General features: G+C 67.6%; 9 protein-coding genes. 7 read left to right on the top strand and 2 right to left on the bottom strand.

The window, feature by feature from the left end; all coding sequences use genetic code 11:
- Positions 1 to 82 precede the first annotated feature (82 nt).
- Entirely contained in the window at positions 83 to 397 is a 315-nt protein-coding gene (locus ACLJRL_RS14345) for a hypothetical protein (RefSeq protein WP_410656614.1), read from the bottom strand.
- Here ACLJRL_RS14345 and ACLJRL_RS14340 point away from each other — a divergent pair.
- The 3 genes from ACLJRL_RS14340 to ACLJRL_RS14330 all read left to right on the top strand — a co-directional run bounded on the left by ACLJRL_RS14340 (position 396) and on the right by ACLJRL_RS14330 (position 5,903).
- The gene (locus ACLJRL_RS14340; RefSeq protein WP_410656613.1) at positions 396 to 1,949 is read left to right on the top strand and encodes a hypothetical protein; all 1,554 of its coding nucleotides are present in this window, start codon (positions 396 to 398) and stop codon (positions 1,947 to 1,949) included. The genes ACLJRL_RS14345 and ACLJRL_RS14340 overlap by 2 nt on opposite strands.
- Before the next feature lie 169 nt (positions 1,950 to 2,118).
- Positions 2,119 to 3,900: a hypothetical protein gene (locus ACLJRL_RS14335; protein ID WP_410656612.1), complete on the top strand. Its 1,782-nt coding sequence runs from the start codon at positions 2,119 to 2,121 to the stop codon at positions 3,898 to 3,900.
- 224 nt (positions 3,901 to 4,124) lie between these two features.
- Positions 4,125 to 5,903, top strand: coding sequence for a hypothetical protein (locus ACLJRL_RS14330; RefSeq protein ID WP_410656611.1), 1,779 nt, complete (start codon positions 4,125 to 4,127; stop codon positions 5,901 to 5,903).
- Between the two features lie 118 nt (positions 5,904 to 6,021).
- Here the strand turns inward: ACLJRL_RS14330 and ACLJRL_RS14325 are convergent, their stop codons facing one another.
- Positions 6,022 to 6,807 (bottom strand): M15 family metallopeptidase, encoded by a 786-nt coding sequence (locus ACLJRL_RS14325; RefSeq protein WP_410656610.1) that lies wholly within the window; start codon positions 6,805 to 6,807, stop codon positions 6,022 to 6,024.
- Positions 6,808 to 7,459: 652 nt separating this feature from the next.
- On the opposite strand from ACLJRL_RS14325, the gene ACLJRL_RS14320 reads away from it, so the two are divergent.
- The 4 genes from ACLJRL_RS14320 (at position 7,460) to ACLJRL_RS14305 (ending at position 11,655) form a co-directional block, all read left to right on the top strand.
- Positions 7,460 to 9,262, top strand: coding sequence for a hypothetical protein (locus ACLJRL_RS14320; protein WP_410656926.1), 1,803 nt, complete (start codon positions 7,460 to 7,462; stop codon positions 9,260 to 9,262).
- An 80-nt stretch (positions 9,263 to 9,342) separates the two neighbouring features.
- A complete protein-coding gene (locus tag ACLJRL_RS14315) occupies positions 9,343 to 11,103 on the top strand; it encodes a hypothetical protein (protein ID WP_410656609.1) in 1,761 nt (586 codons plus the stop codon).
- Positions 11,104 to 11,148: 45 nt separating this feature from the next.
- Positions 11,149 to 11,382 (top strand): hypothetical protein, encoded by a 234-nt coding sequence (locus ACLJRL_RS14310; protein ID WP_410656608.1) that lies wholly within the window; start codon positions 11,149 to 11,151, stop codon positions 11,380 to 11,382.
- 27 nt (positions 11,383 to 11,409) lie between these two features.
- On the top strand, positions 11,410 to 11,655 hold the full coding sequence (locus ACLJRL_RS14305) for a hypothetical protein (RefSeq protein ID WP_410656607.1): 246 nt from the start codon (positions 11,410 to 11,412) through the stop codon (positions 11,653 to 11,655).
- Positions 11,656 to 11,671 lie beyond the last annotated feature (16 nt).

Genomic DNA, 11,671 nt, shown 5'->3' with positions numbered 1-11,671 from the left:
CCGATCCGGCGGGGGCCTTTCCCGTTTCCGGGCGGTCGCGGCTTTGCTTCATTGACTCGTAAGGGGTCTTAACCGCCGAAAGTCACGTTAGAGTGATCCCGTTCCGCGCGGCTCGGGGGCTTTGCGCGTTTCCATGGGGTGATCTGGGGTGGCTCTGCGTGAAAAGAAAGCTGGGCGCGAGATCTGTCGCGCGTACCGCGTCGATCTCTTTGGCGACGATCGTGATGACCGCGGCGCTGACCGGTGTGTCCGCCGCGGCGGATCCGGAGCCTCCGGCACCGACTTCCAATGCGCCGGCGACGTCCGAAGTACCGAGCAGTTCCGCGGTGCCGAAGCCGAGCGCGCCCAGCTCGACCGCGCCGGAGACTTCGAAGCCAGCGGAACCCGTCGCCGTCATGGGGCGGAGGGTCGAGACGACGATCGTCTTCGACAAGCCGTCCATTCGGACCGATGAGAAGGTCCAGTTCACCTTCAAGGTCAAGAACATCAGCTCCGAGCGCTTGCCCGGACTCCGGGCCAACTACTCCTTGCAGGAGCCGGCCGCCCTGTCCATCGTCTCGAAGGGCCAGGAGGACGGCTACGGATGGGGGCCGCTCGGACGCGATCCCGGGGTGACGCTCGAGCCTGGGGCGAGCACGGAAGTGAAAGTCACCGCGCAGGTCAAGGACATCCAAAAGGACACCGCGTCCCTCCATGGCTTCGTCAGCGTCGACATGGGCAACGGTGTCGGGCTCAGCGTCGGCGAGTTCAGCTCCAGCATCCGCGTCATCGCGGTCGCCAGCCGCGTGACAGGCGTCGCGTTCGGCGACAAGAACGGCAATGGCGTGGTCGACCAAGGTGAACAGCTGGCCGGCGTCACCCACACCTTGAGGTACATCAACGGTCCGGCCGAATACACGGCGACGAGCGCTGCCGACGGACGGATCGATTTCGGAAGCATTCCGGCCGCCGAGTACACCTACGGTGGCGGTGACGAGATCAAGGGCTGGCTGGTTCCCTGGAAGACCGTCCAGATCCGACCGGACGGGAAGGAACTGCTCTTCCGGTCGGTTCCGCCGTTGAATGGTGCGCTTACGGCATCGATCGCCTTCACCAGGGACAGCTACAAAAAAGGCGAGCTCGCGCGCCTCGTCGTGACGCTGACCAATTCCGGGCCGATCCCGCTGACCGAAATCGAAGCGAGGTGTAACCGCGTCGACGTGTCCTTCGGCCTGAAGGGTGGTCCGGGCTGGGGGCCGCTCAGCCGTAAGGCGGGCGGAGTGACGATCGCCGCCGGCCAGACGCGCACGTTCAACGTGTCCGAACCTGTGCCGGACGACGCTTTCGCGCATGGGTACATCGGGGCAGGTTGCGACTTCGGTTACAGCGAGGTCGGCTTCGACAACCGTCCGACGGCCAACGCCAAGGCCGCGGTGCCGGGTGCCAGGGCCAGTGTCGTCGGCGATGTCGTCCACGACCCCGGCCAGGGCAAGCCGCGGCAGGGCCTCGCCGGGGTGAAGGTCGTGCTCGTCTCCGACGAGAAATGTCCGGTCGCGGGCGAGCAGGTGACCGACGCGAAGGGCCACTTCGAGATTCCGAACGTGGCCCCGGGGCCCGACTATCGCCTGTACTTCCTGCCGCCCCAGGGCTGGCGGATCAAGTACGACAACCCGACCTCGATCCTCTTCATCGCCCAGGGCAAAGTCGGAGCCAAAGTGGGAATCGAGGTCGAGCCCGGTGATGCGCCGTTGCCCACCGTGCCGACCCAGGTCCCGAACTGTGGCGTGACCCCCACCCCTCCCGCTCCCGCACCCGGCGGACAGCCCGGCTCCGGCAGCGGCCAAAGCGGCAACGCCGCCCTGGCCAGCACCGGCGCCGACGTCCTCGGCCTCGGTGCCTTCACTCTGGTCACCCTCGCCCTCGGTGCCGGCCTACTCCTCGCCTCCCGCCGTCGCCGCCAGCCCGACTGACCCCGCCGCCACGACTTGCGTTTAGCCCCCAAATCGCGATCCGGGCAGGTCGCGGCTTTGCTTCATTCGCTCGTAAGGGGTCTTAACTTCCGAAAGTCACGTTAAAGTGAGTCCGTTCCGCGCGGTCGGGGATTTGCGCGTTTCCACGGGTAATCAGGGGTGACTCGGCGTGACCAAACGGCTTGGCGCGAGATCCATCGCGCGTACTGTGTCGATCTATCTCGCGGCGCTGGCGGCCACGGCGGCGCTCGCCTCGCCTGCCATGGCGGATCCGGAGCCTCCGGCGCCGACCTCGGCGACGCCGACCACGTCCGCGGCACCTGAGCCGAGCGCTCCCAGTTCGACCGCCCCTGAGCCCTCGAAGCCTGAGGCACCGAATCCGCCTGTCGCCCCCGCGGCCCAAACCTTGGTGGAGGCGAAGGTCGTCTTCGACAAGCCGCGGTATCGGACCGACGAGGACGTCCGGTTCACCTTCAAGGTCAAGAACATCGTCTCCGCACCCCTGGTGGGTCTTCGGGTCGTCCACGACTTCATGGGACCGACCGATGTGAGCGTCCCGCCCGGCCCGGCTCCGCAGTGGCCGGGTTGGGGACAGCTCGGAAGCCGTCCGGGCGTGACGCTAGAGCCGGGGGCGACCTTCGAGGTGAAGGTCACCGGGCAGATCAAGGACGTCGAGAAGGCCATCGCGACCGTCCGAGGCTTCGTCAGCGCCGACACGGGGCAGGGCTACGGACTCGGCATCGGCTATTTCGACTCCTCCGTCCCTGTCGAGAAGATCGCCGGTCACTCGGCAGGAGTCGTGTTCGGCGACAAGAACGGCAACGGCCTGCTCGACAGCGGTGAACAGTTGGCCGACACCACCCTCAACCTGCGGTACGCCAACGGAACCAAGGTGTACACGGCCAAGAGCGACGCGAGAGGCCGCATCGACTTCGGGAACATCCCGGCCGCCAAGTACGTCTTCGAAGGTGAGGTCATCAAGGGCTGGTTGTTCCCCTGGGAGACCATCCAGATCAGGCCGGACAAGAAGGATCTGCTCATCCGCGGGGCTCCGCCGTTGAACGGCGCGCTCAAGGCATCCGTGGCCTTCAACAGACACGACTACACGAAGGGCGAGCTCGCCCGCATCACCGTGACGCTGTCCAACACCGGCCCGATCCCGCTCACCGGCATCGTGGCCGAGTGCAACCGCATCGGTGATGATTTCTCCGTGGGGGGCGGCGCTGGGTGGGGACCACTCAGCTATTTCGCGAACGGGGTGACGATCGCTCCCGGCCAGACGCGCACGTTCCAGGTGTCCGATCCGGTGCCGGACGCGGCCTTCGACCGCGGCATCCTGAAGGTGGACTGCGACTTCGGCTATCGCGGTGTCGACATCGGAAACCACGCGCAGGCCGGTGACAAGGCGCCGGTTTCGGGTGGAAAGGCCACCGTTCGCGGCTTCGTGTTCCACGAACCCGGGGAGGGCAAGCCGCTGAAGGGGCTCGCCGGGGTGAAGGTCGTGCTCGTGTCCGAACGGGCCTGCCCGGTCGTGGGTGAGCAGACGACCGACGCGGACGGGAACTTCGAGTTCCACAACGTGGCGCCGGGACCGGACTACTGGCTGTACCTCTTGCCGCCTCAAGGCTGGCGGACCACAGCCGAAAACCCGCAATCGACCATTGTCACGGGCCCGGTGGAGCAGCCTGACCGGCGGTGGATCGGGGTCGAGCCCGGTGATGCGCCGCTGCCCACCGTGCCGACCCAGGTTCCGAACTGTGGCGTGACCTCCACCCCTCCCGCTCCTGTACCCGGCGGACAGCAGCCCGGCTCTGCCAGTGGCCAAAGCGGCAACGCCGCCCTGGCCAGCACCGGCGCCGACGTCCTCGGCCTCGGTGCTTTCACCTTGGTCGCCTTGGCCCTCGGCGCGGCCCTGATCCTCGCCTCCCGCCGTCGCCGCCAGCCCGACTGACCCTGCCGCCACGACTTGCGTTTAGCCCCCAAATCGCGATCTGTCCGCACGCGGGCCGCTCTCTCGCCGGATCGCGATTTGGGGGCTAAACGCAAGTCGGCGCGTGGGCCGGGGGCGGTTGCCGGTTTCGGCGCAGGTCGCCGCATTGGTTCACGTTAGAGTGATCCCGTTCCGCGCGGCCGGGGGCTTGGCGCGTTTCCACGGGTGATCAGGGGTGGCTCGGCGTGAACAAGACATCGGTCGCGCGTATCGCGGCGATCCATCTCGCGACGCTGGCGATCGTCTCGGCGCTGACCGGCGTGTTCGCCGCGCCCGCCCTGGCTGATCCGGAACCTCCGGCGCCGACCTCCAGCGCGCAGGCATCGCCCGAACCGCCGAGCGGGCCCACTGCTCCGGAGCCCAGTTCGACACCCCCGCAGACTTCGAAGCCCGCGGAACAGGACCCTCCCGCCGCCCCTGCGGTGCAGAAGAAGGTCGAGACGACGTTCGTCTTCGACAAGCCGTCCTATCGGACCGACGAGGACGTCCGGTTCGTGTTCAGGGTCAAGAACATCAGCGCCGGTCGTTTGGCCGGGCTCAAGATCAACTACTTCCCCCATGAGCCGGGCAGCCTGAAAATCATGGGGACGAGCGAGGCGGACGGCTGGGGGCCGTTCGGGCACAGTCCGGGTGTGACGCTCGAGCCAGGGGCGGCTTACGAAGTCAAGGTCACCGGGCAGCTCACGGACATCGAGAACGACACCGCGATCTTGCGCGGCTTCCTCAGCCTGGACTCGGGACGCGGCGCCGGACCCAGCGTCGGTTACTTCGACACGAGCGTCCGTGTCACCAGGGTCGCCGGCCATGCGGCGGGACTTCTCTTCGGTGACAAGAACGGCAACGGCGCGCCCGACGAAGGGGAGCGGCTGGCCGACACCGCCATCACCTTGCAGTACGCCAACGGCCCCGCCAAGTACACGGCCACGAGCGATGCCGACGGACGGGTGGACTTCGGGGACGTCCCGGCCGCCAAGTACCACCTCGGCGGCGAGATGATCAAGGGCTGGCTGTTCCCGTGGGAGGTCGTCCAGATCAGGCCGGACAAGAAGGATCTGCTCCTTCGCGGGGCTCCGCCGTTGAACGGCGCGCTCAAGGCATCCGTGGCCTTCAACAGACACGACTACACGAAGGGCGAACTGGCACGCCTCACCGTGACGTTGTCCAATTCCGGCCCGATCCCGCTCATCGGCGTCGTGGCCGAATGCAACCGGATCGGCGATCCCTTTTCGTTGGGAGGCGGCGCCGGCTGGGGACCCATCGGCTATCACGCGAACGGCGTGACGATCGCTCCTGGCCAGACGCGTACGTTCGCCGTGTCCTCTCCAGTACCGGACGCGGCCTTCGACCGCGGCATCCTGAAGGTGGACTGCGACTTCGGTTATCGCGGTGTCGACATCGAAAACCACGCGCAGGCCAGCGACAAGGCGCCGGTGTCGGGAGCCAAGGCCACCGTCGCCGGCCACCTGTACCACGTTCCCGGCGAGGACAAGCCGTACCAGGGACTCGCCGGAGTGAGGGTCGTGCTCGTCTCCGATGGGGCCTGCCCGGTCGTGGGCGAGCAGACGACCGACGCGAACGGGGACTTCGAGTTCCACGACGTCGTGCCGGGGCCGAAGCACTGGCTGTACCTTCTGCCGCCTCCGGGCTGGCGGACCACGGGTGACAACCCGGAGTCGATCATCGTCAGGGCCTCGGCGGGAAAGCCCGACCGGCGGTGGATCCAGGCCGAGCCCGGCGAGGCGCCGCCGCCTGCCGTGCCGACCCAGGTCCCGAACTGTGGCGTGACCCCCACGCCTCCTGCCCCGACGTCCGGAGCCCCGGGCTCCGGCAGTGGCCAGAGCGGCAACGCCGCTCTGGCCAGCACCGGTGCCGACGTCCTCGGCCTGGGTGCTTTCACCTTGGTCGCCTTGGCCCTCGGCGTGGCGCTGATCCTCGCCTCCCGCCGTCGCCGCCAGCCCGACTGACCCTGCCGCCACGACTTGCGTTTAGCCCCCAAATTGCGATCTGTCCGCACGCGGGCCGCTCTCCCGCCGGATCGCGATTTGGGGGCTAAACGCAAGTCGGCGGGAGGGGAAGTGCAGGTCAGGGGCAGGTCAGGGAGCGCCGGGTGACGGGGAAGTCGAAGAACGTGGCGGGGTAGGGCTCCGCGTTGAACGTGTAGTGCCACCACTCCTCGGCGAGGTTCCGGAACCCGGCCGTCGCGAGCGTGCCCTTGAGCAGTTGCCGGTTCGCCCGGGCCTCTCCGGTGATCCGCAGGTCCTCGGTGTGCGAGAGCGTGTCGAAGCAGTCGTAGCCGGTCCCCATGTCGGCCATGTTGTCCGGGAACCGGTCCGGCGCGAAGCAAGGGACCAGCCGCTCACCCGGGCGGTAGGGCCGCTGCGGGTGCGGCGGCAGCTTCACGATCGTCAGGTCCACCGTGCTCCCGCGGCTGTGCCCGGACTTCTCCGCGATGTAGCCGTCTTCGAACAGGCGGTCCTTCGCGACGTTCGGGTAGAACTCCGCCTTCATCTTCTCGTCGTCGAGGTCTTTGGCCCACCGGACGAAGTGGTCGACGGCGCGCTGCGGGCGGTAGCAGTCGTACACCTTGAGGGTGTAGCCCTGCTTCAGCAGTTGCCGCTGGGCCGTCCGCAGCCCTTCCGCGGTCTGGCGGGTCAGGATGCACAGCGGTTCGAGGTAGCCGTCGATCTTGCGGCCGACGAAGTTGTGCTGCCCGCGGTACCGGATCTCGTGCAGGATCGTCGGTGCGACATCGGAGAGCGCGACGAACTCCGGCGGCGCTTTCTTCTCGGAAGCTTGTGCGGGCACGGGAATCGCGGTGAGTACGGCGAGGGCGGCAACGGCCAGTGCCCTTCTGAACGTCTTCGGCATGCGCCTGTCTTACCGTGTCCGGAGGCCGCATGGACCCGCCGATCGTGCGGTGGTCAGGGCAAGTTCCCGAGAGTCGATAACGAACTCGTAACGCCGTGGCGTACGCCGGACCCAGGTTACTGGGTCGCTGTGACCTGTAGTGATGCCGCCAGGTGGCCTAATTCCCACTGCTCGGAAAATCGCCACCCATTCGGCCTAATGGGCCATCCGCATGGTGGGAAATTCACTCGACCGAGTCGTGTCCCATTCTTTGATCACGAGATTGACACCTTGACGCCTTCACACGAGTATTTCGCTCATGCAATCCCCAGTCGCCTTGGTGTGGCGCCGGCACGTTGACTTGCGACAGCAAGCAAGCGCGCTGTGTATGGATTCCTGACTCTTTCCGGCTCGCCGCACGTAAACGCATAAGCGCATCCTGAACGGCTGCGCCCGTTCTTCGTGCGCTGACGCTTTCCTCTGTGCCGCAACGGTTCCCCAGGGTGAATCGGCGGTTGATTGCTTTCCTTTGATCCGTGGCGGTCCGGCCTGCGCGGAAACAGGGGAGAGGTGTGCCAATTGTCTGGCGCTTCGGTAGCGAAAACAGGGAGTAAGAATGCTATCCAACTCGCCTAGCTGGCGAAAAGAGTGGCGAAAAGTGGTGATAGGCGCCATGGCGGCGGCGCTCGCCGTGGGCACGGTGACCTATACCGGTTCCGCCACGAGTGCTTATGCCGATGTCCAGGTCGTCAAAGACGCCAAGAAGGCGGCAGACGGCAAGGACTACTGGGTCCAGAACCACTTGGTGTCCAAGGACGTCGCCGCGTCGACGCGAGGCGCCGACGGCAACCGCAAGAAGTGGCTGCTGGTCTGGGCCGGTGACGAGAACATCGCCGACACCTTGGTCAAGGACGTCAAGAACCTGCCGGGCTCGCTCGGCGGCGGCCTGAACAAGATCAAGAACGCGTTGCCCGGTCCGGACTTCCTCGCCGTGATCGACGCGACGCAGGGCTCGCCGACCTACGGCAAGGTGGTCAACACCGCCACCGTCGGCCCGCTCGTCGAAAACGAGCCGCACCACATGCAGTACGTGTGGCACAAGGGCGACACGATCTACGCGGGCGCGCTGTTCGCCGCCGCGACGTACGCCTTCGACGTCTCCGCGCTGCCGCAACTGAAGCTCAAGGGCGTCAGCCTTCCGACCCAGACGCTCGGCGGCTCCGTGCCGGACGCGTACTGGGTGCTCAAGGACGGAACCGCGTACGGCACGTACATGGGTGGTCCGGTCGTCCCCGGCCCGCACACCTACGCCAACGGTTCCACCGTGGTGGGCAACGGTTTCGCCGGCAGTCCCGGTGAGGTCGTCCGCTTCGACCAGAACGCGCAGGTGCTTTCCGAATCCCCGGCGGCCACCCCGCAGGGCGACAACAAGAAGCTGTGCGACAACCTCCCGCAACTGGACAAGCCGACCTGCGCCAACCCGCACGGCATCCAGGCCCGCGAGGACCTCAACACCCTGGTCACCAGTGACTACGCCGAGCCGCGCAACATCATTCTCGACCCGGTGAAGCAGCCGTCGCCGTACCTGCGGCGACCGACGGTCCGGACCTGGGACATCTCCGACCGCAACAAGCCGAAGCTCAAGGCGGTTTCGTACCTGCCGGACGGCCCCCGCGCCGACCCGGCGGACCCGCTGCACGCCGAAAGCCGCGCGGTCATGGAGACCACGGTGACCAACCTGCCCGGTCACAAGGGCGCCTTCGCCCAGACCATGCAGGGCGGCGCGGTGTTCTACACACCGGACATCACCGCCAAGGAGCCGCACTGGATCCAGGTGTTCGACGACGGCGCCGCGAACAAGGCGATCTACCCGAACAACGACTCCAACGGCGGCGGGTCGAACGGTGGCTGGATCCAGACCAGTCCCGACGACAAGTACCTCTACCGCGCGATCACCGGACGTCAGAAGGGCGCGCTCGGCCCGGACGACCCCGGCACCACCGGCGGCGTGTACGTCCTCGACATCCAGAAGCTGCTGGCAGCGGGCGACAAGGTCGAGAACATCAACGGCCGGATCGACACGAAGGAGAAGTCCCAGCAGGGCGGTGGCGGCGACCTGCCGACCGTCGTCGGCGCGGCGCCGATCAACCCCGGCACGCCGGGTGGTGGCCCGCACTGGGGCGCGTACGACAACTTCGTGCTCGGTGACGACGGGTACTACCACGAAACCGACAAGCCGCAGCACCTCGCGGTGTCGAACTACTTCGTCGCACGGTCCGGTTTGGACGGTGACCACAAGGTCAACCTGCTGAACCTCGGCGAGGACGGAAAGCTCGGCGTCGACCAGAACTTCCGGGACGAGTTCACCGGACAGGTCGGGATCAACTTCAACCGGAAGACCTGGCCGCACGGGTCCTTCGGCAACGCCAAACCGCACTCCGAACTGTTCGTCGTAGCGGACGCGGATCTCAAATAACCCTGCTCGGCGCGGAAGGCCGTGGGTGGCGGGTTCGCCCGCCACCCACGGCTCCGCCCCGACTGCCCCGGAAGGTCCCCATGGATCACCACGTCATACCGGCGAGCTCGGGTTCGGCCGGAGTCGACATCGCCTTGGTCCTGCTTCGGCTCGGCCTGCTGCTGGCGACGGCTTTCCTTGCCGGCAGCGGGATCCTGCGCCCTCTGGTGGGTGAACTGCCCAAGCGCCTGTACGTCACCATCGGCGCGCTCGGCGTGGTTTCCGCCGCGCTCGCCGCGATTTCGGCCGTCACCGTCGACGTCAACGTCGTCGCGTTGATCGTGCACATCCTGTTGGCCTTGGCCATTCCCGTGCTGATCCGCCGGCCATCGGCGGGGCGCTGGGCCGGTCTCGCGCTCGCCGCTCTGGTGGTGCTCGAAACCTCGCTCGGGCGGTCCGGCGTTGAGTTCGCCATCGACACCGTTTACGTCGCGGCCGCGGCGTTGTGGTTCGGCGTGACGGTGCTTTCGGCGTGGGTTCCCGCCGAGCAGTGGCGCCAGACGAACTTCCGGCTCAGCCCGCTTTCCCTGACGCTGGGCGGACTTCTCGTCGTCGCGGGCGCTGTTCAGCTGTTCTCCTCCGGTCTGGGTTTCGACCGCAGGATCTACGAAACCTTCTTCGGCATCACGTTGCTGGTCATCGCCGTCCTTCCGGTCGCGGCCACCGTTATCGCCGGATTCTCCTTTTCAGGCACGGATTCCACTCGCGCCTACCGGTTCGGCGCCGCCGCCGTCACGATCGGTTTCGTCGCCTGGAGCGCCCTCGCGGCCATTCCGAAGCCGTCCGACCTGCCGGTTCCCGGTGTCCCGTTGCTCGCCGACGCCGCCGTGGGTGAGCAGCGGTTCCCGGTGCTGGTGAGCCCGCAGCGACCCGGCCGGAACCTCGTGCACTTCCCCGCGAGCGCGGGTGACGACCTGTCGGCCGGCGTCGAGGGCGGCCTGATCGGCAAGGCCATCGCGCGTCCCGGCGCCGAAGGTTCCTGGGCCGAGGTCGATCTGCCGCGGGGACGCAGTGACCTGATCATCGGCCGTGGCGGGGAAAAAGCGACGATCGAGGTCGACGCCGGCCAGGAGCAAGGGCCCGCCGTCGAGGACTCGGACGCGCCCGAGTGCGCCTCGGCCGCGCTCGGCGGCCTGATCGCCGACCGCCGCGAAACCCTCACCTCGTGCCCGGCCGACGCGCTTTCGGGCGAGGACAGCGGTTCGCTCGTCAAACTCGTCGAATTTTTGGCCGGACGTAAGCCTTCCGCGCTCACGCTGGTCGACGACAGTTCGCCGCGCGGTGTGGCGGCCGCGAAGCTGGTCCGGGACACCGCCGCGCGATCCGGGCTCCCGGTGCAGGCCGAGGCCGGCCCGAACACCGCGCTGGTCGTGGTGTCCGGCTGGGCGGGCGGCTACACGGCGATGACCCGCGCGGCCGAGTCACAGCGGCTCAAGCCGATCCATCAGTACGGCCTGTACCTGGCGCCCTGGCTGCTCAACGGCCCGATCGTCAACTCCGTCGCGAGTTCGTCGCTGCCGCTGAGGTTCGACCCGCGCGAGCAGGTCGCGGTGAGCTTCGCCGTCGCCGCCGGCAACGCCTTCGGCGGCGAGAGCCCGACCCTCGGCGGCTTCCGCAACTGGCTCGGCGCCCCAGGGAAGTCGGTGCTCGGCGACGTCCAGATCTTCGCGGCGGCACAGGTCAACGCCATGCCGATGTACCCGGGCGAACCGCACGCCGTCGGGATGATCGGCGACCGGAACTACGCGGGGCAATGGATCCCCGACGGCACGATCGTGCCGGTCAGCTCGGTGCTGCGGTGAAGGATTCCGCTCGATTCCAGCAGCGGTAAGAGAAAGAGAGAAGTAATGAAGCGAATCGCGGCCCGTGTGCTGCTGCCCCTCGCCGTGGCGGGCGCCCTGTCCGGACTGGCCGGCGGGGTCGCCTCGGCCGACCCGTTGCCGAGTCTGCCGACCGGTGGCGGAAGCCCCGCGCTCTGGCTCATCCCGGGCGTGGACCTCGGCGGCCTGCTCGGCCCGGCCGTCCAGGCGCCGACCGGCCTGCTCGCCCCGATCTCCGGGATCATCACGCCGATTTCGTAATAACCGTTACCAGTAAAGGAGAATCTCATGAAGAAGACCCTCGTCCGCGCGATCACCGGCGCGGCGCTCGCCGGGCTCGTCGTCCTCGGCTCGGCCGCTCCCGCGCTCGCCGCCACCCCGCTCGCGCAGGAAGCCTCGAACGATGTCGTGGTCGTCGACGAGCCCGACACGAGCGACCTCAACAACATTTGGACGTTCGCGCCGCTCGGCGTCCCGGTGCTGGGCCTGATCCAGTCCCTCAACGGCGTTCCCGGCCGGCTCCTGCCGTCCTGACTCTCGCGGCGGCGCG

Source organism: Amycolatopsis sp. lyj-112 (genome assembly GCF_046549055.1).
Taxonomy (GTDB): Bacteria; Actinomycetota; Actinomycetes; order Mycobacteriales; family Pseudonocardiaceae; genus Amycolatopsis.
This window is presented reverse-complemented; position numbering and strand designations above follow the sequence as displayed.